This is a genomic window from Streptomyces sioyaensis, from assembly GCF_004122735.1.
GTDB lineage: Bacteria > Actinomycetota > Actinomycetes > Streptomycetales > Streptomycetaceae > Streptomyces > Streptomyces sioyaensis.
Genome location: NZ_SDIF01000001.1, coordinates 1 through 23,751, shown reverse-complemented (window position 1 = coordinate 23,751; position 23,751 = coordinate 1). Strand labels below are relative to the sequence as shown.

The following is a 23,751-nucleotide window of genomic DNA, read 5'->3' as shown; positions in this document are numbered from 1 at the left end:
CGGTCGCCGGTCACGTCGGAGGACGTGACCGGTCACGGGGTCAGGGGCGGGTTCACGCCGTGCGCCGGACGCCCGGTCGGCCCTCGGTCCGGCCGTCCAGGGAGGCCAGGACCTCGCGGCGCAGGGCGGCCGTCGCCGGCTCGGCGTGCGCCGCGCGCACCCGTGGCCGCGGGACGTCCAGCACCCGGCCGGTGCCCAGCAGCGCGACCCGGTCCCCCAGGAACAGCGCCTCGTCCACGTCATGGGTGACGAAGACGACGGTGGCGCGGGTCCCGGTCAGCACCGTCACCAGCAACTGCTGCATTCCGGCCCGGGTCTGCGCGTCGAGTGCGCCGAAGGGTTCGTCCATCAGCACCGCGCGCGGCCGCCCCGCCAGTGCGCGCGCCAGCTGGGCGCGCTGCCGCTGGCCGCCGGAGACCTGGTGCGGCAGGCGGGTGGCGTGTGCGGTGAGGCCGACCCGGGCCACCCAGTCGTCGGCCCGCGCACGGCGCTGCGCGCGGGCCACGCCCCGGATGGCCAGCGGGAGTTCGACATTGGCCCGCAGGGTGCGCCAGGGCAGCAGCGCATCCTCCTGGAAGATCAGCGCACGGTCCGCGGCGGGGCCCTCGACGGGCTCGCCGTCCTGGCTCAGCCGGCCGTCGAGCAGCGGCAGCAGACCGGCCAGCGTGCGCAGCAGGGTGGATTTTCCGCAGCCGGACGGGCCGACGACGGTGAGGATCTCGCCCGCGGCGACGTCGAGGTCCAGACCGTGCAGCACGGGGGCGCCGAGCCGGCCGAGCACGGCATCGGTGAGTGTCAGCCGGAGACCCGGGGCAGCGCCCTGCGCCGGGGCCGCCGGGGTGATCTCGGTGTCGGTCATGAGGATCCCCCCGGCACCGCGCGGGCCCGCCGCCACCGCACCCGCGCGCCCGCGGGCGGGCCCGGCCCGTCCGCCGTCCGCGGCAGCCACCGGGTCAGGCGCCGCCCCAGCAGCTCCACCCCCGTGGAGGTGAGCCGGCCGAGCAGGCCGATGGTGGCCATCCCGACGAAGACTCCCGGATAGTCGAGGACGGTGTAGTCCTGCCACGTGCGATAGCCCACGCCGTACTCACCGGAGATCATCTCGGCGGAGATCACACAGATCCACGAGACCCCGACCCCGACCGACAGCCCGCCGAGGATGCCGGGCAGCGCCCCCGGCAGTACCACCGACCACAGCACCCGCCACCGGCCCGCGCCCATGGTGCGGACCGCTTCCTCCCAGACCGGCGTCAGCGCCCGCACCGCATGCCGGGTGGAGACCGTGACCGGGAAGAACGCCGCGGCGAAGGTGATGAAGACGATGCCCTGTTCATTGCTGGGGAACAGCAGGATCGCCACCGGCACCAGCGCGATCGCCGGTATCGGGCGCAGCACTTCGAGGAGCGGGCCGAGCAGGTCGAAGGCCAGGGCGGAGCGGGCGAGCGCGGTTCCGACGGCGACGCCCAGTACGGCCGCGAGGGCGAAGCCGCCGACGATCCGGGTCAGGCTTTCGGACACGTCCTGCCAGTAGGCGCCGGTGCCGAGCCGGCGGGCGAACTCCCGGGCCGTCTCGGTGACCGTCGGGAACTGGGAGAACCGCAGCCACAGGTGCACCCGGAACTGAGCGAGCAGCTGCCACAGGGCGAGCGCCGCGAGGACCGCTGCCGTACGCCGGACGTGCCGGGTCCAGGGCGCCGGACGCGGGCCCGTCCGCGGGGCCGTGCCGGCCGTGGTGGCGGGCGCGTTCACCGGGCCAGCTCCAGCGCGGCGGCGTAGCTGACGGTGCGGGCCCCGCGGTGCCGGTGCGTCCACGCGTCGGCGGTGGCCCGGGCGGTGAAGGGCAGCAGCCGGTTTCCGTCGTGCACCCAGACCGACTTGTCGGCGAACCAGCGGCTGCCGGTCGTCGTATCGGCTGTGTACGCGGCCCGCACCGTGCCGTGGTGGGCGGCGACGAACCGCAGCAGCGCGGCCGGCCCGGCGAAGGTGTGGGTACGGTCCTCGCCGCGCAGCCACACCTCGTCCGGCGACGGATGCGCGGTGCTGCGCACGGCCTTGGCGTAGCCGCTGCCGTAACTCTGCCTGAGGTAGCGGTCGTCGACGAAGGAGTCCACATCGACCGGCCCGGTCAGCTTCGCCGCGCGCAGCACCGGTACGTCCTTCTTCAGTGCGGCGAGCAGTTGTGGCTTGAGGGTGGGATCGAAGGTGGCGATGCCGCCGGAGCCGTTGTAGAGGTAGACCACCTCGGGCGGCAGCCCGGTGGCCGAGGCGACCTTCTGGGCGGCGTCGACCGGATGGGCCTGCAGATAGCGCGTCGCGTCCCGCTGTGCGGTCAGGAACGCGCGCACCAGCGCGGGGTGCCGTTCGGCGAAGGCGTTCCGCACCGTCACGCCGTGGAAGGTGGGCAGGCCGAGCGCGCCCCCGTCGTAGAGCGCCTGCGCCTTGCCCTGGAAGGCGAGCAGCCCAGGCCAGGCGACGAACTGGGAGAGGGCGTCCGCGCTGCCCGACCGCAGCGCCGAAGCCCCCACGGCCGGCTGCTGGTTGAGCTTGTGGATGCCCTGCTCCGGGTCGATCCCGGCCCGCTGCAGCGCCCGGACGAGCGTGCCGTCGGAGGCCGAGCCGACGCTGCTGGAGACGTTCTTGCCGCGCAGGTCCGCCAGCGAGCGCAGCGGCGAACCGGGCCTGGTGACAATGGTGTTGAGCGCGCCGCGCAGGTTGTAGCCGGTGACGGAGACCAGGCGGGTCGGGGCGTGCAGCTGCGTGCCGCGGGCGGCGTTGATGAGCAGCGGGAAGTCGCCCATCGAGCCGATGTCGACCTTCCCCGCGACCATCTGCGCGGTGATCGGCGCACCGGTCGCATAGTCCTGCCACCGCACCTTGTACGTCCTGCCGTCGCGCCTGCCCTGGGCGCGCAGCGCACGTTCGAAGGAGCCCAGCGAGCGGAGCAGGGTTCCGGCGGTGACGGTGTTGATGGTCTTGGACTGGTAGCCGACGGTCACGGTGACGGTCTTGTCGTCCGAGGCGTCCGCGGTGCTGCCGCAGCCGCTGAGCGAGCTCATCAGCAGGGTGGACGACAGCGCCGCCACCAGTATGCGACGGCCGGCCGGACGCCGGGCGGCGGAACTGGGGGCGGGAGCGGACCCGGCGGGGGAGGTGTTGGGGAACGGAGTGGACGGGGAGCCCGGGAGTCGGGAGCTCATGGACGGAGGCCTCTCATCGCAACAGATAGGGCATGTTGACCGTGACCGCACCGGTGGGACAGCGCGCGGCGCACGGGCCGCAGTACCAGCACTCGTCGACGTGCATGTAGGCCTTGTTGCTCGCCGGGTCGATGGCGAGCGAGTCCAGCGGGCACATGTCGACGCACAGCGTGCAGCCGTCGATGCACCGGGACTCGTCGATGGTCACGGGCACATCGCCGCGTTGGGGCACAAGAGGCATGGCGGTCTCCGGGCAGGCGGGCGGGAGCGGATGAGGAAGGGAGGGAAGGGAGGAGAAGGGAGCGGAGGGGAGGAGCGGGCGGCGGGGCTCAGAGCGTGCGGTGCAACAGGCCCCGCATGGTGAGGCGGTCCCCGCGGAAGCGGATGAACTCCAGGTCGACGGGGGAGCCGTCGGCGAGATGGGTGAGCCGTTCGAGCATCAGCAGGGCCGTGCCGCGGGGAGCCTCCAGCACGGCAGCCGAGTGGGCATCGGCGTTGACGGCCTCCAGGCTGATCTCGGCGGTGCCCAGCGGCTGTCCGGCGGCCTCCTCGATCAGCCGGAACACGTCGTTGTTCTCCAGGTCGGCGTCGAGCAGCGACAGACCGAGGCCCATCGGGACATAGGTGAGGTCCAGGGACAGCGGCAGACCGTCCAGCCTGCGCAGCCGCTCCACGTACAGCACCTCGCCGCGCGGCGGGATCCGCAGCCGGTCCGCCACCGGGGCCGGTGCGGCGACCGGGTTGATGGTGCGTACCTCATTGGTGACCCTGCCGTGCGCGTGCAGGGTCTCGGCGAGACCCCGCAACCGGTCCAGGGCATGCGGGTACTTGCGGCACACCACGACCGTGCCCACACCCGGCTGGCGTTCCACGAGCTGTTCGGCACGCAGCAGGTCCAGAGCCTGGCGCACGGTGTTGCGCGACGCGCCGTAATCCGCGCCGATCACCTCCTCGTGCGGCAGTACGCCGTCGGGGAAGCGGCCCGCGAGCACCTGATGGCGCAGCAGGTCGGCGAGCTGCCGGGCGCGGTCCGCGCGGAGCCGGCGACGGCGGGCGGCCGCTACCGGAGTGGTGTGCTGGCGGGTGCGTTCGGCTGGCATGCGGTGGACCATACCGACGGGATCCGGCCAATGGTGTTGCCGCAACATTGCGCCACCTGCCGCCCTCCGGCCGAGGGCTGTGACCTGCGCGTTCGACGCCGCCGGGGGCAAGATCTGCCACCCCGTACGCGGCCGGACGGCACGTCGGACAGCGCCGGACGGCCCCCGGATACGGCCGGATGCGCACTCCGGATACGCCCCTCCGGAGCCCGGCACGCGGCCCGCGGTGCCCCGGAGGCAGCCGTCCGGATCGGCGAATGGGGCCGTCCGGCGCCCGTGTCGCCGGGGGTCCGCGCCGGCCTGCCGATAGCGTCGGATCCCACCACGGCGCCACCCCCGCCCCGCCCCACGACCGGCGCGGGACCCGCCCGGTGCCCGGGGGCCGACGAGGAGGTGGGCGCGTGTCCGCATGGCCGTCCGTGCTGTTCGCGCTGCTCGCGGCGGCCAGCAACGCACTGGCCACGGTGCTGCAGCGGCGCGCGGCCCGTACCGTCCCGCTGTCCGCCGGATTGCGGCTGGGGCTGCTCGTCGATCTGCTGCACCGTGCCGTCTGGCTCGGCGGGATGCTGGCGGTCGTCGCCGCGGCGTGCTTCCAGGCGCTGGCACTGTCGCAGGGGGCGCTGTCGGTGGTGCAGCCGCTCTTCGTCCTGGAACTGCCGCTCGCGCTGCTCATCGGGCGGGTGCTCCTCGGCGGCCGGATCTCCCGCAGCGGCTGGGTGGGAGTGGTGCTGCTGGTCGTCGGACTCGGCTCCGCCCTCGCCGCCGCCGCGCCCACCATCGGCACCGACCACGCCCCGTTCGGCCGCTGGGTGCCCGCCCTCGTGGTCTGCGCCGCGGTGATCGCCACGGCCGTCGGTGCCGCGCTCCGCCGCGGTGCGGGCGGAATGCGGGCGGCCTGCTTCGCCGGGGCCACGGCCGTCTCCTACGCACTCACCGCGGCCCTGATGAAGGACGCGACCCACACCTGGCAGGCCGGCGGCCCCGGCGCGTTCTTCACCGCATGGCAGACCTACGGCTTCGCCGCGGTCGGGATCCTGGCCATCTTCCTCCTGGAGAACGCCATGCAATCGGGCCCGCTGACCGCCTCGCAGCCGGTGCTCACCCTCGGGGACGCACTGGTCAGCCTGTCGCTGGGCGTCACCCTCTACGACGAGCGGGTACGGGCCGGCTGGTGGCTGCTGCCCGAGGCCCTGGGCGTCGCGCTGGTCCTGTGGGGCGCGGTGCTGCTCTCCCGCGTCGCCCTGGCCCGGGACCTGACGGGCGCACCGGGCACCGCCCCCGCGACGCCCGGCGGGACCGCCGCCGAAGCCGGACCGCCGTGACCTGGGATCAGCGCGCCGCGCCCCGGAGGTCGGCGCGTATCCGGTCGGCGAACCAGCCGACCGCGGCCTCCCGGCGGGACAGCGGACCCGGCTCGAAGCCCGGCGTGCCGAGGCCCCTTTGCACCCGGGACACCAAGGCGACGTCCTCGTCATTGGTGAGCCAGCCGATGTGGATGTTGAGCCGTCGGGCGAGCCGGGTGCGGGCACTGGCCCCGCGGCGGGTGTAGAAGGCGCCGGGGACGGCGACCCGGTCGACCGCCGTCGGGATGGCGGTCCAGGCGAGTACGTGGTCGGGGTAGAAGTCGAGGAGCGTGTTGGGGTAGATCACCGCGTACCGCCAGACCCGCCGGTCCGCCTCGGTCAGCCCGGGCATGGGGGAGGCGAGCCGCTGGTAGAGCCGCTCGGCCCGGTTCGAGGACGGCTTGTCCCGCAGCGGTGAGGCGAAGAGCGCATACGCCTCGGCGGTCTCGCAGGTGTAGCGCCGGTAGTCGAGCAGGCGCATCAGCCCGGGGTGGGCGACCGGGATGTGATAGCCCTCCAGGTAATTGTCGACCGTGACCTTCCAGTTGGCCTGCTGCACCTCGGCGCCGGCCAGATCGTGGATGCGGCCGCGGCCCACCGGTACCAGGTCGGCGCCCGCGTAGTGGCCGACGGCCGCGGCCAGTTGGGCGCACTGCTCCGCCAGCGGCACCGCGTCCGGGTCGAGGTTGGCGAACACGAACCCGAGGAACGACTCGACCCGGACCGGGAAGAGACCGAGCGCCGGCTTGTCCAGACAGGGGATCTGGCGTGCCTCGGGCGCGCCGACCAGCCGTCCGTCGAGCTTGTACGTCCAGCCGTGATACGGGCACCGGATGGCCTTGCCGGACGGTTCGGGCGCGGAGACCAGACGGGTGCCGCGGTGCCGGCACACATTGAGGTGTCCGGCGAGGGTGCCGTCCCCGGTGCGCACGACCAGCACCTCGCGGTCCGCGACGGTGGCGGCGAGCCGCGCGCCGGGGCCGGGGAGATCGGATTCATGGCACACGAGCTGCCAGGACCTGGCGAAGATGTGCCGTGTCTCGGCGGGGACCAGAGCCGGGTCGGTGTAGTAGCGGGCGGGCAGTGCCTGCCCGGGGACGTCCTGTTCCGGGACCGTGGTGGTGGCTTCAGGGCGCATCGAATCACTCCTCCGTGCCGCACGGGCGGGTCGAGACGGTGCCGGGCGCCGTGCCGGGCCCCGTACCGGCCTGCCGGGATCTGCGCTGAGCCATTGGCCGGTCGTCGGCACACCGGCGGGTTCAGCGACGTCAGGGTTGTGTCCTGACTAACTGATTAGTTAGTGTAGTGGAGGTGCCGCTCCGGTGCTCCGTCGCAGGGGGCCCGGACGCGGCCGGACACCCTGCGCCCGGAGGCACTCATGAGCCGTCGTCGGAGCCTGGTCTGGCTCGGACTCACCCCCGAACCGGAGCGGGAACTGCCCACCACCGTCGCGGCCCTGCGCACCGCCGTACGGGACATGGCCCACACCCCCGCCGAAGCGGCGCGGGCCGAGCGGCACCGCGTCGAGCGGCTGATCCTGCGCGGCACCCAGCAGCGCTGGCTGCGCTATCTCGCCGAGGTGACCGGGCTGGTGACGGCCGTCGCCGGCGGCCGCCCCGGCGACCGGCGAGCCGCACTCCGGGCGGCCGAGGTCGTGCTCGACCACCACCGCATGCTGATCGGCCTGCCCGGAACCGGGTACGGCCGGACGGCCGCCGACCGCCGAGCCCTGGAAAGCGCGGTGCGGACCCTGCGCACCGCCCCACCGGAGGGAGACCGGGCATGACCGGGATCGAAGGTTGGGCATGACCGGGATCGTCTCTCTGACGCCCCGGGGGACGCCCGGGGTGCTCGGTGCCGCGCCGGGGGTGACCGAGGACGCCGAGGCGTACGCCGCCGTCGGCGGCTACCGCGAGACGACCGCGGCGGCCGAGCTCCTCGCCGGTATCGACGCCGCCGGTCTGCGCGGCCGCGGCGGCGCCGGCTCCCCCACCGCCGCCGAACTGCGGGCGGTCCGTGATGCCGGAGACCGCCACACCGTCGTCGTGGCCAACGGCCAGGAGGGCGAGCCCGGTTCCGTCAAGGATCGCTGGCTGCTGCGGGCCCGGCCGCATCTGGTTCTGGACGGGCTGTTGCGGGCCGCGGAGATCACCGGTGCGCGGCGCGGCGCTGTGTACCTCTCCGACGCCGCGGCCGGCGAACGGGTGCGCCGCGCGCTCGCCGAGCGGCCGCCGCGGCTGCCGGTGGAGGTCGTCGAGACCCGGTATGCCCATGTCGCCGGGGAGGAGTCCGCGGTGGTGTCCGCGGTGGTCCGGCGGGGCAACGGCGGACCCGCTCTCGCCGCCGCCGAACCGCCCAGCCCCCACGGGGAGGGCGTCGGCGGCGCCCCCACCCTCGTCGCCAATGTCGAGACCCTGGCCCGTATCGCGCTCCTCGCCGCCCGGCCGGACGGTGGCCGCCACACCGCGCGCAGCACGCTGGTGACCCTCGCCGGGGGCGGCGCGGATCCGCTGCTCGCCGAGGTGCCCTACGGCTGCACCCTGCGGACCCTGGCCCGGGCCCAGGGCACCCCCGAGCCGGCCGGCGCCCTCGTGGGCGGGCGGTTCGGCGGGCTGATCGGGCCCCACTTCCTCGACCTCGCACTGGGCCCCGACACCCTCGCGGCCGCGGGCACGGAGCTGGGCTGCGGGGCGATCCGCTTCCTCGGCCCCGAGGAGTGCCCGGTCTCCCTCGCCTCCGCCGTCGTCGCCCACCTCGCCGCCGAGAGCGCACGGCGGTGCGGCGGCTGCGTCGCGGGCACCGGCGCGATCCGCGACGACGTCGGTTCGCTGACGACCGGCACGGCCGCCCCCGGCCTCGTCTCCCGGCTGCACCGCCGGGCCACCGCACTGCCCGGCCGCGGCGATTGCGGGCTGCTGGACGCCGCCGTGCGTACGGCCGGCAGCCTCCTGCGGGCCTTTCCGCACCTCGTCCGGTCCCACCTCGACGCCCCCTGCCCTGCCTGCCCGGCGCCCGCCGGGCCGCTCACCGTGGCCGTCCCCCGCGTCGCCGGCCGCCCCGTCCACCGCCCGTGCTCCGCCCCCTGCCCCGGCTGAAACCGGCCGTGATCCGCGTACCCGGCCCCGGCTTCGAGGCCGCCGTCGTATCGCCACCGGGGCGCACCGGCCGCGGGCGACCGGGAAAGGCGATGCGGGAAGATGGCACGGGACGGGCCCGCCGCGCCCGCGAGGATTTCGACACCGACCCGGGGAGCACTCACGTGGCCAAGGCTGGACGCACTCTCGAAACGCGGGAACGGATTCTTGCCGCCGCGTGCGAAGTGATCGCCGAGGTCGGCTTCGAGAAGATCCGGATGCGGATGGTCGCGGAACACGCCGGGGTGTCGACGGCCCTGCTCCACTACCACTTCGAGAACCGTGAGCGGCTCTTCGCCGAGGCGATGACCCATTCCTTCGGGCAGACCGGCACCGATCTCGAACGCGACGCCGACACCGTGCCGGCCGCGGTGGTCCTGGCCCGCATTCTGCACACCATGCTGCCCACGGACCCGGAGCTGCGGCAGGACTGGCGGCTGTGGCAGGAACTGTGGGTCAGGGCCCTGCGCGACGAGACCGCCCAGCAACTCGCCGTCGATCTCTACGACCAGTTGCACATCTGGCTCGCCCGAGCCATCCGGCGGGGCATCGAGGCGGGCGAATTCCGCGACTGCGACGTCGACGCGACCAGCTCGCTGCTGCTCGCGCTGAGCGACGGATTCGGCATCCGGCTGATGCTGGGCGACCCCAGGATCGACCTCGCGGCCGCCCAGGCGGCCATCTGGCGGGCCGTCGCGGGGACGCTCGGCGTCCCCGACGCCTTCCCCGAGATCTGATACCGCCGGCCGGAACGACCCTGGCCACCACGCCGCCGACCGGCACGCTCCCGGCCACCGGCGGCGCCGCGGGACGGGGGAGCCGGGCCCGCCGGCGCCATGTCCGAAGCGGCGGCGCCACGGTCCGACGAGGCGGCCGCTGGGAATTTCCCCGGATGGCCGGTGGCGGTGCGACGTGGCCGGATCCGGACGCTATGCTTGCTGGATACAAGCAATGTATTCAGCCGACCGACGGCTTCACCGCGAAGGATCACGACGATGAGCAAGGGCACGGTCCACACCTGCGACCGGGCTGCCGAGCAGGTCACCGCCTCGTCAAGGCTGGAGGACGCCGCCGCCGGGCTGGGGACGGAGATCGTCCGCTTCTCCCGGCTGATGGCGGCATGGAAGCAGCGCGCCAAGACGGACGGCGGCGCGGCCGACCGGGTACTGCTGGCCAGGCTGGTGGTCGGCGGGGACCAGCGGGCGACGGACCTGGCCGCCGACGCCTTCCTCGACCTGTCGACCGTCAGCCGTCAGGTGCGTTCGCTGGTCGAACGGGGCCTGGTCGCCCGTCGCCCCGATCCGGAGGACCGCCGTGGGTCGCTGCTGGCCGCGACGGAGGCCGGGCGTGCCGCTTTCGCCCAGTACCGCCGTCAGCGCGACGCCGAACTGGCCGAGCTCCTCGAACCGTGGTCGCCCCAGGACCGGGCCGATCTGATCCGGCTGCTGGGCCGCCTCAACGAGGACATGGCAGAACGACAACACACACGGCTGGGTCCCGGGGGAGACCAGGGCGCCGCCGTGGAGCAGGGAGACATACGTACATGAGCACAGCCACCTCTCCGCCCGAGGCGGGAGCCGAGGCGATACCCGCCCCAGGCTTCCTGAGCCACCGTCAGATCCTCACCATCCTCAGCGGCTTGATGCTGGGGATGTTCCTGGCCGCCCTCGACCAGACGATCGTCAGCACCTCGATCCGGACCATCGCCGACGATCTGCACGGCCTCAGCCAGCAAGCCTGGGCGACCACCGCCTATCTGATCACCTCGACGATCGCCACCCCGCTGTACGGCAAGCTGTCCGACCTGCACGGCCGCAAGCCCTACTACCTGGCCGCGATCACGATCTTCGTCGCGGGCTCGGTGCTGTGCACCTTCTCCACCTCGATGACCGAACTCGCCGCGTTCCGGGCCGTACAGGGCCTGGGTGCCGGCGGTCTGATGTCGCTGGCGCTGGCGATCCTCGGTGACATCGTCCCGCCCCGCGAACGCGCCCGGTACCAGGGCTACATGCTCGGCACCTTCGCCACCTCCAGCGTGGCCGGGCCGCTGATCGGCGGAGCCCTGGCCGGCCAGGACCAGCTGCTGGGCCTCACCGGCTGGCGCTGGGTCTTCCTGGTCAACGTACCGATCGGCATCATCGCGCTGTTCGTGGTCGCCAAGGTCCTCAACATCCCGCACACCAGGCGCGATCACCGCATCGACTGGTGGGGCGCGGTCACCATCTCGCTCGGTGTCGTGCCGCTGCTGCTCGTCGCGGAGCAGGGCCGGGAGTGGGGCTGGGACTCGTCCCGGTCGATCGCCTGTTATGCCATCGGCGTGGTCGGCATCATCGCCTGGATCCTGGTCGAGCGGCGGATGGGGGACGACGCCCTCATCCCGATGCGGCTGTTCCGCAACGGCACCTTCAGCAAGACCAGCGTCATGTCCGTGCTGATCGGTATGGGCATGTTCGGCGGGCTGCTGATGATCCCGCAGTACCTCCAGATCGTGAAGGGCGCCAGCCCCACCAAGTCGGGTCTGGAGATGCTGCCGCTGATGGCGGGCATGCTGATCGCGTCGGTCGCGTCCGGCCAGATCACCGGCAAGACCGGCCGCTACAAGATCTTCCCGATCATCGGCACCGTGCTGATGTGCGCGGCGATGCTGCTCTTCCACTTCCGCGTCCAGTGGGACACCCCGCTGTGGCAGACCATGATCTACATGCTGCTCTTCGGTCTCGGCCTGGGCGGCTGCATGCAGACCCTGGTGCTGTCCGTACAGAACGCGGTGCCGCCGCGGGACATGGGCGTGGCGACCTCGTCGGCCACGTTCTTCCGGCAGATGGGCGCCACCGCCGGTACCGCGATCTTCCTGTCGGTGCTGTTCAGCACGGTCGGCGAGAAGATTTCCGGGGCGTTCAAGGACGCCGTGTCCACCGAGTGGTTCCAGGCCGCACTGCACGACCCCGCGGTGCTGCACAACCTCGCCAACAAGCCAGTGCTGGACATGCTCAAGCACCCCGGCAACGGTGGCTCCTCGGACGTGCTCAGCGACTCGTCGTTCATCCAGCAGCTGGACCCGCGGCTGGCGGAGCCGTTCAAGCGCGGCTTCGCGGACTCGATGCACACCGTGTTCCTCATGGGCGCGGTCGTCGTCGCCCTCGCCTTCGTGCTGATGTGGTTCATCAAGGAGATGCCGCTGCGGCAGCTGTCCGGTCTCCAGGCACGGGCCCAGGCGGAGGCGGAGGCCGACGCGGCGGCGAAGTCCGCTGAGGGCGCGCCGGACGACGCCTCGGGTGCCGCGTACGGGGCGGAGGGCGCCGGGAACGAGGCCGGGGCGGACGGCGCCGGTTCGCCCGCTCCGGCCGAAGGTGCCGACCCTGCTGAACGTGCCCGACCGGCAGGTGTCCCGGCGGACGAGCCCGTACCGGCCCTCGCCGCACCGCCCGCGGGCTCCGTGACAGGCGCGACCGGTCCCGCGATCCGGGGCACGGTGCGGGACGGCGACGGCAGGCCGGTGGACCGGGCCGCGGTCACCCTGATCAGTGTCGGCGGCCGGCAGCTCGGCCGTACCTCGACCGGCGCCGACGGCGGCTTCTCCCTGCCCACGACGGGGGCCGGCACCTATGTGCTGATCGGCTCCGCGGGGGCGCGTCAGCCACAGGCCGCGACCGTCGTGGTGGGCGCGGAGCCGGTGTCGTTCGATCTGACCCTCAGCGGTGCCGCGGGCCTGTCGGGCGAGGTCCGTGCGGAGAAGGGCGACGACCCGCTGCCCGGCGCGCTCGTCGTGGCCACCGATGTCCGCGGCGAGGTCGTGGCGTCGGGTGTGGCCGGCCAGGACGGCGGCTTCGCCTTCGGTGAACTGAGCCCGGGCAGCTACACGCTGGCCGTCAGCGCCGCGCACCACCGCCCGTCCGCGCTCCAGGTAGAGGTCGCTTCCGGCGCCCGTAACTGGTACGAGGTCCGGCTGACGCCCGGCGCCCAGGTCCGGGGCACCGTCCGCACGGCGCACGGCAGTCCGGTGGACGACGCCCGGGTGACCCTGCTGGACCCGGCGGGCAACGTCGTGGGGACCGCCACCAGTGGCCGGGACGGTGAGTACGTCTTCACCGACCTCGACAGCGGCGAGTACACCCTGATCGCCAGCGGCTACCCGCCGGTGGCGACCCCGCTGTCCGTGGGGGCCGCCGGGCACGGCGAGTGCGACATCGAGCTGGGTCATGACCCGGTGACGTGACGGCCGTGACATGACGGCGGGCGAGTGAGGCGGAGCCGACGGGCCCGGTGCGGACGAGCACCGGGCCCGTCGGCCATGAGCGGGCCCGGCCGTGCTCGTCGGAGGCAGGCCCGCGCGGGTCGGCACGGCGTCGGCGTGACGCGTCCGTTCGCCGCCGCCAGGAGGCCTCCGACCACCGCTTACCCACCCACCGGGTTTGGCGCCGCCGCCCCCGTCTACGTACAGTTCCGCCGAAGCTTGAATAGAACACACGATCCCAGGGGAAGCGGCAGCGGCGATGACGGTGACCGAAACAGGCATGGCCGAGGGCGCGGGTATCGACGCGGAACGGATGGCGGTCTGCCTCAGCGTGCTGGAGGAGCTCGACGCGCTGCCCGTCGACCACCCCGACGCCGTCGCCATACGGCGCGCCACCGCCGGGATCTACCGCAAGGTGAAGCAGCGGCGCCGGCAGGAGCGCCGGGCGGCCAAGACCGCCAACGACCGGGCGGTGACCGCGGCCACCGCCACCGGCGCCCCCGACCGGATCGATGACGAGACGCAGGGGCTGGCCCTCAGCAGCTCCGTGACGACCGAGATCGCCGGCATCCTGGAGCGGCCCCGGTCCTGCTACACCTGCAAAAGCCGCTACGTCCAGGTCGACGCCTTCTACCACCAGCTCTGCCCGCCCTGCGCCAAGGAGAACCGGGCGCGCCGCGACGCCCGTACGGACCTCACCGGCCGCCGCGCGCTGCTCACCGGCGGCCGGGCGAAGATCGGCATGTACATCGCGCTGCGGCTGCTGCGCGACGGCGCGCACACCACCGTCACGACCCGTTTCCCGAACGACGCCATCCGCCGCTTCAAGGCGATGCCGGACAGCGCGGAGTGGCTGCACCGGCTGAAGATCGTCGGGATCGATCTCCGGGACCCGGCGCAGGTCCTCGCGCTCGCCGATGCGGTGAGCGCCGAAGGCCCGCTGGACATTCTGATCAACAACGCCGCCCAGACCGTCCGCCGGTCGCCCGACGCCTACGGACAGTTGATCGCCGCCGAATCCGCGCCGCTGCCCGCCGGGGAGCTGCCCGCCTCGGTCGTCCTCGGCCACTTCGGCAGCGGTGCCCCCGCCGCCCTCCCCGCCGCCGCGGCCGGCTCCGGCGGCCTGACCGCCGAGGACATCACCGCGCTCGCCCTCACCACCGGCTCCGCCTCGCCGGCCCGGATCGAGGCGGGCACCGCGATCGACGCCGGCGGGCTCGTCCCCGATCTGCACGCGACCAACAGCTGGATCCAGAAGGTGGACGAGGTCGACCCGGTCGAGCTGCTGGAAGTCCAGCTGTGCAATATGACCGCGCCGTTCCTGCTGGTGAGCAGGCTGCGCCCGGCGATGGCAGCGGCCCCCGCGCGCCGTAAGTACGTGGTCAACGTCTCGGCGATGGAAGGCCAGTTCAGCCGCGGCTACAAGGGCGCCGGGCACCCGCACACCAATATGGCCAAGGCGGCGCTGAACATGCTCACCCGCACCAGCGCCAGGGAGATGCTGGAGACCGACGGCATCCTCATGACCGCCGTCGACACCGGCTGGATCACCGACGAGCGCCCGCACCCCGACAAGATGCGCCTGGCGGACGAGGGCTTCCACGCCCCGCTCGACCTGGTTGACGGCGCTGCCCGGGTGTACGACCCGATCGTCCGCGGCGAGCTCGGTGAGGACCTGTTCGGCTGCTTCCTGAAGGACTACGCCCCCGCGGCCTGGTGAACGGCTGCTTCCTGACGGACTACGCCCCGGCGGTCTGGTGAACGGCCGTTTCCGTAAGGACTACGCCCCCCCCGCGGTCGGTGATCCGTCCGCTGGCCGTCGAGGGCCTCAGCCGGCCGGCCGCACGCGCGCTCCGGACGGCTGCTGGCGGCGCGGACGCGGTGCCGGGGACGGTTCCTGGGTCTCCTCCGGGGGCGCGGCGTCGGCTCCCGGGACGGGCAGCGTGCCGCGCAGCCGCGCCAGCAGGGCCCTGGCCGCGGGGGCGGCGGGCCCGTCCGTCCGCCAGGTCAGGGCGACCCGGCCGCGCGGCTGCGGTGCGGCGAGCGCCAGCGTCCGCAGCCCGGCCGAGGCCCCGTCCGCCGGCGGCGGGATGACGGCCACGCCGAGGCCCCGGGCGGCGAGCCGCTCCAGCACCGGCGGAGCGGCTGCCTCGAAGGCGATCCGGGGCCGGAACCCTGCCTCCGCACAGGCGCGTTCGAGCACCCCGCGCAGACCGGTACCGCGCGGCAGGCTGATCAACGCGCGGTCGCGGAGCGCGGCCAGCGGGATGCTCCCACCGGCCGGGTACGTCCCGAGCAGGGGGTCGTCGGCCGCGACGGCGGCGACCAGGGGCTCGTCCACCACGAGCCGTACGGAAATGCCCGGCGGCGGTTCCTCCGCCACGAGGCCGGTCACGGCGAGGTCGAGTTCGCCGCGGTGCAGCGCGTCGAGCATCCGCTCCGAGGTGTCCTCCGTGAGGGAGATCTCGACCTGCGGATGGGCGTCGTGGAAGTCGGCCAGCAGGGATGCCATGTCGAACCTGCGGGTGCTCGCGCCCGAGACCAGACCGACCCGGACCCGCCCCCGCAGCAGCCCGCTGAACTCGTCCACGCTCTGCCGGATCCCCTCGGCGGCGGCGAGCGCGGCCCGCGCGTAGGGGAGGACGGCGCGCCCCACCTCTGTCACGGTCACCGTCCGGCCGCCGCGGTCGAGGAGCGGCTGCCCCAGCTCCCTTTCGAGCTGCCGTATCTGGGCGCTCACCCCGGGCTGCGCCAGATGCAAACGAGCCGCGGCCCGGGTGAAGTTGCCCTCCTCCACCACCGTGACGAAGTACCGCAGCTGTCGAAGCTCCATAACTGATGATTCTAGTGAGCAGAAACAGCAGCTCTTGGACTTATGGCGAGCGCTCCAAGATCCTTGAGACCGGAGGCAGTTGGAGAGGGGATGCACCGATGGACATCAAGGCGGAGATCGCGGCCGAACGACGGGAGCTGGCGGCCGTACTGGACGGCCTGTCGGACGGACAGTGGCAGGCACCCACGCTGTGCGCGGGGTGGAGAGTCCGGGAGCTGGCGGCCCACATGTCGTTGGGGTTCCGCTACTCGCTCCCCAGGACGGTCGCCGAACTCGTCCGGTCGGGCGGCCGCCTCCACCGGATGACCGACCGGTGCGCCCGCAGGGACGCCGCTGCCGCGTCGACCGGGGAGCTCGCCGGTTTCCTCCGGGACAATGCGACGCACCCCTGGACCCCGCCGGTCGGCGGGCCGGCGTCGGCGCTCGGGCACGACGTGGTCCACGGCCTGGACTTCACCGTCCCCCTCGGCCTCGACCGCCAGGTCCCCGCCGCCCGCCTACGCTTCCTCCTGGAGCAGATCACCCCCAGGACCGCCCGGTTCTTCGGGGCCGACCTCAGCGGTATCGCACTCCGCGCCGAGGACCTCGACTGGTCCCTGGGCACCGGAGCCCCCCTCTACGGCACCGCCCAGGACCTGCTGCTGGTCGCATACGGCCGCAAGCTCCCGCCGGGCCGTCTCCAGGGGGAGCCGCAGCACCGCTTCGTGGCCGGCTGAGGCCGGCGGCGGGAGGCCGCTCCTATACGGGCGGGGCGGCCGCCGACCGTGCTCGCGGAGCGGCCGCCGGCCGTGCGCCGACGGCCCGCGGTCCCGCGGCCGGGACGCTCAGCCGTCCAGCCCGTGGCGTGCCAGCAGCGGCTCGATCTGCGCATCGCGTCCGACCACCGCGCGGAACGCCCCGAGCGGATCGACGCTGCCGCCCTTGCTCAGCAGCTCCCGGCGGAAGATCTCTCCGCTCTCGCGGACCGTCTTCCCGTTCTCCCGGAACCAGCGCACGGTGTCGGCGTCCAGGACCTCTGCCCAGCGGTAGCCGTAGTACCCGGCCGCGTAGCCGCCGTGGAAGACATGGGAGAAGTAGCCGGTGCGGTAACGCGGTGGGATCGCGGCCATCGCGAGCCCGGAGCGCTGGAGGGCGGCCGTCTCGAACGCCTCGGCGGCGCCCTCCTCCGGCACCTGGTCGGCGGAGAGGCTGTGCCAGGCCCAGTCGAGCACCGCGGCCGCCTGGTGCTCCACCATCCGGAACCCCGCACCGAAGGTCTCCGCCTCGCGCAGCCGGGCAGGCAGTTCGGGCGGCATCGGCTCGCCGGTGACGTGGTGTCGGGCGTAATGCGCCAGCACCTCCGGCCAGTCCGCCCACACCTCGTTGACCTGGGACGGGAACTCGACGAAGTCGCGCGGCACCTGGGTGCCCGACAGCAGGGGGTAGCGAACGTCCGAGAACAGACCGTGCAGCGCATGCCCGAACTCGTGGAACAGCGTGTGGACCTCACTCCACGTCAGCAGCACCGGTTCGCCCGCCGGCGGCTTCGCGACATTGAGATGGTTGACCACCACCGGCTGGTGCCCGAGCAGACGGGACTGCGGCACCAGCGCGTCCATCCAGGCACCGCCCCGCTTCGACTCACGGGCGTGGAAGTCGCCGACGTACAGGCCCAGTTGACTGCCGTCGGCGTCGTGCACCTCGTAGATGCGGGCGTCCGGGTGGTGCGGCACCAGATCGGGGCGCGGGGTGAAGCTGATCCCGTAGACCAGCCCGGCGGCATGAAAGACACCGTCGTGCAGCACGGTCTCCAGCTCCAGATACGGCCGCAGCGCCGCCGCGTCGAGGTCGAAGCGCTCCTTGCGCACCCGCTCGGAGTAGTACTGCCAGTCCGCCGCGCCGATCTCGGCAACTCCGGCCGCCTCGGCCAGGGCGGCGCCCTCCCGCTCGGCGTTGGCGACGGCGGGCGCGACCAGCCGGCCGAGCAGGTCCTCGACGGCCTCGGTGGTGCCGGCGGTCCGGTCCGCGACCTCCCAGGCGGCGTGGCTGGGGTAGCCGAGCAGAGCGGCGCGCTCGGCGCGCAGCCCGGCCAGGGCGACGGCGACCGAGCCGTTGCTGTCGATGCCGCGCCCCAGGGAGGCGGCCAGCAGCCGCTCGCGCAGGGCGGGATCGTCGAGCGCGGCGAGCTCCGGCTGGTTCGAGAAGTTCTTCAGGCTGAGCACGAACTTGCCCTCGTGCCCGAGCGCATGGGCGTTCCGGGCGGCGGCCGCGATCTGGTCCGCGGAGAGCCCGGCCAGCTCCTCGGCACGGTCCAGGACCAGCGCGGCGGCCGCGTCGGCGGTGCGCAGGTTCTGCCCGAACTCGGTGCACCGGGCGGCGATTTCGGTGTTCAGCTCGCGCAGCCGCTGCTGCTGTTCCGGGGCGAGCCGCGCACCGGCGCGGACCCGGCGGGTGTGATGGCGTTCCAGCAGCATCAGCTGTTCCGCGTCCAGCCCGAGCTGCTCGCGCCGCCCGTGGAGCGCGTCGAGCCGGGCGAACAGGGCGGGGTCGAGCAGCAGCGCATCGTCATGGGCGGCCAGCCGGGGGGTGATCTCGGCTTCGAGCGCCTGGATCTCGTCATCGGTGTCGCAGGCCGCCTTGTTGAAGAACACCCGGCTCACCCGGTCCAGCACCGCGCCGCTGCGCTCCAGCGCCTCGACGGTGTTCTCGAAGGTCGCCGGCCCGGCACCGGCGCTGATCGCCGCCACCTCGGCCAGTTGCTCGTCCATGCCGCGTACGAAGGCGGGCAGAAAGTGCTCGTTACGGATCCGCGCGAAGGGCGGCAGCTCGTAGGGCAGATCGCTCGGCGCAAAGAAGGGATTCGACGTCACAGCGGTCGACACTACGCCGGAGGCGCGGTCCGGGTACGGCAGTCGCGGCAGGAGAACAGCTTGTGCGCGCCGGTAGTTGAGAACCGAAATGTGTGGGTGTCCGGGCCCGCTCCCGGGAAGCGACGACGGACCATTCGTGATGTGATCGAAGGCAAGGCGAACCACACTCCTGAGGCAGGAGGAATCATGGCCAGCAAGCTGCGGGCGCGGGACATCATGTCCGGCGGAGCACACTGTGTGGGGGCGCACGACACCTTGAAGGACGCCGCGAAGATGATGCGGGATCTGGATGTCGGCTGCCTGCCCATCTGCGGTGACAACAACAAGCTGACCGGGTTGATCACCGATCGTGACATCGTGATCTCCTGTTGTGCCGAAGGGATCGATCCGGCGACGGTACAGGCCGGTTCGATGGGCGGCAGGCTGCACTGGATCGACGCCGACGCGGACGCCAGTGAGGTGCTGCGGACCATGGAGCAGCAGCACATCAAGCGCCTGCCGGTGATCGATGTCAAAGGCGGCCACCAACTGGTGGGAATGATCACCGAGGCCAATCTCGCCAAGAACCTCAGCGACAAACAGATCGCGGAGTTCGCAAGCCACGTCTACGCCACCGCCTGACCCCGGAACGGCTCCGTTCGTTCAACACCCGCCAGGCGCGCCACCGTGTGGAATTCCCCGCACGCGAAAGCGCCTGACGGTGGCTCGTCCGTCCGGACGAGCCACCGTGCCGTGCAGGGGCGGAGCATCAGCGGATTTCCCTGAACAGGGCGGGAAAACCCGGGGATTGCGGACCGTGCTCAGTGCCCCGCGGAACGCGGCACGACCAGTCGCATGCCGGGGAAAATGAGGTTCGGATTCGCTCCGATCACCTTTCGGTTCAGCCGGTAGAATTCCTGCCAGCCGCATCCGTGCGCATACGCGAGGCCGCTCACCGTGTCCCCGGTGTTGACGACGAGCGACCTGCCGGTACTCCGATGACGTCCGTCTTTGTGGCGCTTCTCATGGGTCTGCGGATGCCGCACCCGGCCGCGGGCCGGCGCACCGGCGTGCCGCTGCGGGGCGGCGTGCGCGGTGGTGGAGCGTGGCGCGCTGTGCCGGGTGGCCGAGTTGAGCCCCAGGGAGGCCGAGCAGGCCGGCCAGGCGCCCCAGCCCTGACGGGCCAGCACCCGTTCCGCGACCCGGATCTGCTGCGCCCGGGTCGCCCGCCCGGCCCGTGACGCGTAGGCGCCGCCGCCGAACGAGTGCCAGGTGGAGTGGGCGAGCTGCAGCCCTCCGGAGAAGCCGTTCCCCGTGTCGGTACGCCAGTTCCCTCCGCTCTCGCATCCGGCGAGGCGGTCCCAGGCGGCGCCTCCCCGGGCCTCGGCCGGCGCTCCGGACGCGAGGTTCAGCACACCGGCCGCCAACAGGACGGCCGCCGCCGTGATGCTCCGGACCCCGTGGCCCCGAAATTCATTGCGGGCCGTCGATTCCGATGCCTGACGAAATTCCATGCGGGTACTCCCGTCGCCCGCCGCGCAGTTGCCTGGCGGCATTTCAGAAACCCGGCGCCTTAACGGTGTGCGTGTTCGAACGATGCTCGAACCGCATTTCCGTACGGCGCCGTGAATTTGACGGGGAAGAGACAACCATGCTCCGACTTCCCCCCGGCAGAGCGCGCGGTAGCGCCATCGCCGTCCGCCCTGCCCCCTTGCCGTCGGTGCGCGACCGTGCCTGTCCACGGCGCACCTGATCAGAACGGCAGGGGCGCACCGTTCCTGGCCGAGGCGCATGACACCCATGGGCCCCGCGATCACCTGCCCGGCCCCGGGGTGTCCGCCGAGCGCATCCGGCGCACGTGTTGCATGCGCTGCACAGGTCCGCACGCACCGCGCACGGGCGCCGGCGCGGTGCAACGCCCCCGGCCGGCCGGGTACGGCAAGGGGCCGCCCCCCCCGAAGCCCGAGTCCGCCTTCACCTGCACTTTCACCGGCATCCGCACCCGGCGGGGACCCCTGCGTGAGGGGCATGTATCACTAAACCGGGCTGAAATGGACAGGTGTCCCGCCCTGTGGTGCATTGGAAAGGAGTGCGTCTGCGCACCGGAGGCAGCGCAGGAGGCAGTGCGGAAGGCGGCGCAGGAGGCGGGCGGAGGAGGCAGCCGGGGAGGCGGCAGTGACCGACGTGGAGGTGCTGGTCGCGGGGGCCGGGCCGGTCGGCCTGACGGCGGCCTGCGAACTGCGGCGCCGCGGGATCGGGTGCCGCGTCGTCGACAGGCTCCCCGCGCGGCAGCCGTACGCCAAGGCGGTGGGCATCCAGCCCCGGACGCTGGAGATCTGGGACCGCATGGGGGTGGTCCGCGAGGTCCTGGCGGCCGCGGTGCCGCTGCGGGGGCAGTTGCTCTACGTCAATGGCGCCCAGCAGGCGCGGATGGAGCTGACGCTGCCGCCGGAGGTGCCGTACCGCTTCGCCGCGCTACCGCAGAACGAGACCGAGCGGATCCTGGAGGAACAACTCGTGCGCGGCGGGGGCCGGGTCGAACGCGGCACCGAGCTGGTGGACTTCGAGCAGGACGCCGACGCGGTCCGGGCCGATCTCGCGCTGCCCTCCGGCACCCGGGAACGGATCAGCGCCGGCTACCTCCTCGGATGCGACGGCGCCCACAGCATCGTCCGCAAGGTTCTCGGGTTCGGCTTCCAGGGCGCCGCTCTCCCCGAGGAGTACATGCTGGGGGACGTCGAGGTCGACTGGAACCTGCCGCCCGGCTATGCGGTCCGGTCCATGCACCAGCGCGACGGGCACACCGACGATCTGCTGGTGTGCATCCCGCTGCCCGGCCGCCACCGCTACCGGCTGTCCATGCTCGTCCCGCCCGAACTCTCCCGGGCTCAACTCCCTGGCGGCGAGGGTGTGTTGAACGGTCTGGAGGGCGGTGGCCCCGCTCCCGGTCTGGAACACATCCAGGCGGTCCTGGACCGGCTCGCCCCGCAGCCCGCCACCGCCTCCCGGCTGCGCTGGTCCTCGGTCTTCCGGATCAGCCACCGCCTGGTGGACCAGTACGGAGCGGACCGGGTGTTCCTGGCGGGGGACGCCGCCCACATCCATCCGCCCACGGGCGCCCAGGGCATGAACACCGGCATCCAGGACGCCTGCAACCTCGCCTGGAAGGTGGCCATGGCGGTGCGGTCGACGGCGAGTGCCCAGCTTTTGCTCAGCTACCACGCGGAACGCCGCCCCGTGGGAGAGGAGGTGGTGCGGCGGACGGTGCGGCACGCCGCTGAGGGCGTCCAGGCGGATCCGGACGACCCGTCGACGGTGATCCGGCGCGAGGCCCAGCTCCTCGTCGGCTACCGGGGCAGCCCGATCGTCGCGCCGGACCGGCCGCCGCACCAGGGCCCCGCACCCGGGGACCGGGCCCCGGACTGCGGCGGTCTCCGCTTCGACCTCACCGCCTTCCCGTCCCGGCTGTTCGACCTCCTGCGCGGCCAGGAGCACACCGTGCTGCTCTATGCGGACCGCCCGGAGCAACTGCCGCCGTACGGCGAGCTGGTGGCGTCGGCCCGGAGTGCGGCGCACGGGCAGCTGGACGTCTGGGTGATCGTGGCCCCGCACACCGCGACGGACGGCCTGCTGCTGCCCGTCGTCCGGGACGCGCTGGACGAGTTCCGGCGGAGCTACGGCGCGGCCGGGGGTGCGGGGTTCGTCATCCGCCCCGACGGCTACCTGGGGATGCGCTCCGCGCGGGTGAGCGGTCCGGAGCTGGTGTCGTATCTCGCGGCGACCTTCCGGGCGTGAGGGCCGGGCGCCGCTCTCCCTGCGGAGCGGCCGTGCGCGGACGTCGCCGCCGACGGCTACTCGCTGACGGCGGCCTGCCAGGCCTCGACCATCAGCCGGCCCTTTCCCTCGCGGTCCAGTGCGGTGAACGCCGCGTCCGCCTGGGCGGCCGAGTAGCCCGCCGCCCGGTGCAGCGCCGCGAAGTCCTCCCGGCTGACCACGCCGTCCCCGTCGGTGTCGGCCAGCGCGATGGTCGCGGCGACCGACGGTCCCACGACCGAGCCCATGGCTCCCGACGTGCCGGCGCGGCTGAACGCCTTGATGAACTGCTCCAGGCTCAGGCGTCCCATACGGTCCACGTCGGCCAGGTCGGCGAGCTGCTCGAAGGTGTGGCGCATCCCCTCCTGCAGCGCCTGAGCCTTGGCCGAGTCCGCCGGCTCACCCACCGCGTCCGCCAGCACGCGGGCCCGCTCGGTGAAGTCCTGGGCGGTCAGGTAGCCGTCGCCGTCGGTGTCGTACGTGGAGAAGCGCTGCTCGTACTCCGCGCGCAGGGCTTTGGGGATCATGGGCATTCCTTCCGGACGGGGTGCTCCTGGCGGAGCCTGGCGGCGGCTCTTCGCGGGCGCCACGAAGAGCCGCCATGAGCACACTAAGTGGCCGACTTCTTGCGGACGGTCATCGACGGGTGTGTCCGGCGTGGCTCACGGGTGCCGGGAGGACGGTCGGCGCTTCCCGAATAAGCATTCGGTTCGGCCGGGAAGGTCACGTATGATCCCGAGTCAAACCGAATATCTGTCGCAGTCGCCCGCACAGACGGACATCTCCGTCGTCTCGGACCAGGGGGCTGCGCAGGGGGGAAGGAAATCCGATGAAGTCATCCCGTCTCCGGCGTCGTCTCGCCGGAACCGCGGCCGTCACCGTCCTGGTGGGCGCCGGTGCGCTCGCCGGGGCACCGGCCGCGTCCGCCAAGGCCAACCTCCTGGCGATCAACAAGGTCGCCCTGCACGCGCCGGGCCTGCAGATGAAGGTCACCTACTCCTGCGACCCCGGCATGAACCATCAGCTGGTGGCCAACGTGTTCGGTGCCTCGCCCCGTCCTGTCGGCTCGGAGGCCGCCGGGACGATCAAGAAGGACAAGCTCATCTGCGACTACGCCGACCACACGGCGCTGGTGAACCTCCGGGTGGGCGAGGGTTCGTACTTCGCCAAGGGCGACAAGGTGAAGGCCACCGTCTTCTACTTCGACGACGACGGGTTCAGCTACGCGCACGAGGAGACCGCCGCGGTGCTCTGAGCGTCGCGGCCGCC

21 protein-coding genes are annotated in these 23,751 nt (G+C 72.9%); 11 read left to right on the top strand and 10 right to left on the bottom strand.

Annotation, left to right across the window (positions count from 1 at the left end):
* Positions 1-52 precede the first annotated feature (52 nt).
* The 5 genes from EST54_RS00105 to EST54_RS00085 all read right to left on the bottom strand — a co-directional run bounded on the left by EST54_RS00105 (position 53) and on the right by EST54_RS00085 (position 4,297).
* Positions 53-859 (bottom strand): ABC transporter ATP-binding protein, encoded by an 807-nt coding sequence (locus EST54_RS00105; protein WP_129243346.1) that lies wholly within the window; start codon positions 857-859, stop codon positions 53-55.
* Positions 856-1,749: an ABC transporter permease gene (locus EST54_RS00100; protein ID WP_129243343.1), complete on the bottom strand. Its 894-nt coding sequence runs from the start codon at positions 1,747-1,749 to the stop codon at positions 856-858. Before EST54_RS00100 ends, EST54_RS00105 begins: the two co-directional genes overlap by 4 nt.
* Positions 1,746-3,197 carry an ABC transporter substrate-binding protein gene (locus tag EST54_RS00095; protein WP_129243340.1) on the bottom strand — a complete coding sequence of 484 codons (1,452 nt, stop codon included), beginning with the start codon at positions 3,195-3,197 and terminating at the stop codon, positions 1,746-1,748. Before EST54_RS00095 ends, EST54_RS00100 begins: the two co-directional genes overlap by 4 nt.
* A gap of 13 nt (positions 3,198-3,210) precedes the next feature.
* Positions 3,211-3,438, bottom strand: a complete 228-nt coding sequence (locus EST54_RS00090) for a 4Fe-4S dicluster domain-containing protein (RefSeq protein WP_006607955.1) — start codon at positions 3,436-3,438, stop codon at positions 3,211-3,213.
* A gap of 88 nt (positions 3,439-3,526) precedes the next feature.
* Entirely contained in the window at positions 3,527-4,297 is a 771-nt protein-coding gene (locus tag EST54_RS00085) for a GntR family transcriptional regulator (RefSeq protein WP_239013616.1), read from the bottom strand.
* A gap of 401 nt (positions 4,298-4,698) precedes the next feature.
* Between EST54_RS00085 and EST54_RS00080 the strand changes: the two genes are divergently transcribed.
* On the top strand, positions 4,699-5,619 hold the full coding sequence (locus tag EST54_RS00080; RefSeq protein ID WP_129243334.1) for a DMT family transporter: 921 nt from the start codon (positions 4,699-4,701) through the stop codon (positions 5,617-5,619).
* A 7-nt stretch (positions 5,620-5,626) separates the two neighbouring features.
* Here the strand turns inward: EST54_RS00080 and EST54_RS00075 are convergent, their stop codons facing one another.
* Positions 5,627-6,778 carry an aromatic ring-hydroxylating oxygenase subunit alpha gene (locus EST54_RS00075; protein WP_129243331.1) on the bottom strand — a complete coding sequence of 384 codons (1,152 nt, stop codon included), beginning with the start codon at positions 6,776-6,778 and terminating at the stop codon, positions 5,627-5,629.
* A 240-nt stretch (positions 6,779-7,018) separates the two neighbouring features.
* Here EST54_RS00075 and EST54_RS00070 point away from each other — a divergent pair, with 240 nt between their 5' ends.
* The 6 genes from EST54_RS00070 (at position 7,019) to EST54_RS00045 (ending at position 14,728) form a co-directional block, all read left to right on the top strand.
* Positions 7,019-7,426 (top strand): hypothetical protein, encoded by a 408-nt coding sequence (locus EST54_RS00070; protein WP_129243328.1) that lies wholly within the window; start codon positions 7,019-7,021, stop codon positions 7,424-7,426.
* A gap of 19 nt (positions 7,427-7,445) precedes the next feature.
* Complete coding sequence (locus EST54_RS00065; protein WP_129243326.1) at positions 7,446-8,735, top strand: NADH-ubiquinone oxidoreductase-F iron-sulfur binding region domain-containing protein; 1,290 nt, start codon at positions 7,446-7,448, stop codon at positions 8,733-8,735.
* A gap of 164 nt (positions 8,736-8,899) precedes the next feature.
* A complete protein-coding gene (locus EST54_RS00060; protein ID WP_129243323.1) occupies positions 8,900-9,511 on the top strand; it encodes a TetR/AcrR family transcriptional regulator in 612 nt (203 codons plus the stop codon).
* A 258-nt stretch (positions 9,512-9,769) separates the two neighbouring features.
* Positions 9,770-10,321, top strand: a complete 552-nt coding sequence (locus EST54_RS00055; protein ID WP_129243320.1) for a MarR family winged helix-turn-helix transcriptional regulator — start codon at positions 9,770-9,772, stop codon at positions 10,319-10,321.
* Positions 10,318-12,990: an MFS transporter gene (locus tag EST54_RS00050; protein ID WP_129243317.1), complete on the top strand. Its 2,673-nt coding sequence runs from the start codon at positions 10,318-10,320 to the stop codon at positions 12,988-12,990. The genes EST54_RS00055 and EST54_RS00050 overlap by 4 nt, the downstream gene beginning before the upstream one ends.
* A gap of 277 nt (positions 12,991-13,267) precedes the next feature.
* Positions 13,268-14,728, top strand: a complete 1,461-nt coding sequence (locus EST54_RS00045; protein ID WP_129243314.1) for an SDR family NAD(P)-dependent oxidoreductase — start codon at positions 13,268-13,270, stop codon at positions 14,726-14,728.
* Positions 14,729-14,836: 108 nt separating this feature from the next.
* On the opposite strand, the gene EST54_RS00040 is transcribed toward EST54_RS00045, so the two are convergent.
* Positions 14,837-15,841, bottom strand: a complete 1,005-nt coding sequence (locus tag EST54_RS00040) for a LysR family transcriptional regulator (RefSeq protein WP_129243311.1) — start codon at positions 15,839-15,841, stop codon at positions 14,837-14,839.
* A 98-nt stretch (positions 15,842-15,939) separates the two neighbouring features.
* Between EST54_RS00040 and EST54_RS00035 the strand changes: the two genes are divergently transcribed.
* Entirely contained in the window at positions 15,940-16,557 is a 618-nt protein-coding gene (locus tag EST54_RS00035) for a maleylpyruvate isomerase family mycothiol-dependent enzyme (protein ID WP_129243308.1), read from the top strand.
* Between the two features lie 108 nt (positions 16,558-16,665).
* Here EST54_RS00035 and EST54_RS00030 read toward each other — a convergent pair whose 3' ends face one another.
* Positions 16,666-18,690 carry a M3 family metallopeptidase gene (locus tag EST54_RS00030; RefSeq protein ID WP_129243304.1) on the bottom strand — a complete coding sequence of 675 codons (2,025 nt, stop codon included), beginning with the start codon at positions 18,688-18,690 and terminating at the stop codon, positions 16,666-16,668.
* Between the two features lie 186 nt (positions 18,691-18,876).
* Here EST54_RS00030 and EST54_RS00025 point away from each other — a divergent pair, with 186 nt between their 5' ends.
* Positions 18,877-19,311, top strand: coding sequence for a CBS domain-containing protein (locus tag EST54_RS00025; RefSeq protein ID WP_129243301.1), 435 nt, complete (start codon positions 18,877-18,879; stop codon positions 19,309-19,311).
* Between the two features lie 179 nt (positions 19,312-19,490).
* On the opposite strand, the gene EST54_RS35805 is transcribed toward EST54_RS00025, so the two are convergent.
* Entirely contained in the window at positions 19,491-20,183 is a 693-nt protein-coding gene (locus tag EST54_RS35805; RefSeq protein ID WP_129243299.1) for a LysM peptidoglycan-binding domain-containing protein, read from the bottom strand.
* Positions 20,184-20,844: 661 nt separating this feature from the next.
* Between EST54_RS35805 and EST54_RS00015 the strand changes: the two genes are divergently transcribed.
* On the top strand, positions 20,845-22,464 hold the full coding sequence (locus tag EST54_RS00015; protein ID WP_129243297.1) for an FAD-dependent monooxygenase: 1,620 nt from the start codon (positions 20,845-20,847) through the stop codon (positions 22,462-22,464).
* 56 nt (positions 22,465-22,520) lie between these two features.
* Here EST54_RS00015 and EST54_RS00010 read toward each other — a convergent pair whose 3' ends face one another.
* Entirely contained in the window at positions 22,521-23,009 is a 489-nt protein-coding gene (locus EST54_RS00010) for an EF-hand domain-containing protein (RefSeq protein ID WP_129243295.1), read from the bottom strand.
* Positions 23,010-23,311: 302 nt separating this feature from the next.
* On the opposite strand from EST54_RS00010, the gene EST54_RS00005 reads away from it, so the two are divergent.
* The gene (locus tag EST54_RS00005) at positions 23,312-23,737 is read left to right on the top strand and encodes a hypothetical protein (protein WP_129243293.1); all 426 of its coding nucleotides are present in this window, start codon (positions 23,312-23,314) and stop codon (positions 23,735-23,737) included.
* Positions 23,738-23,751: the final 14 nt, after the last annotated feature.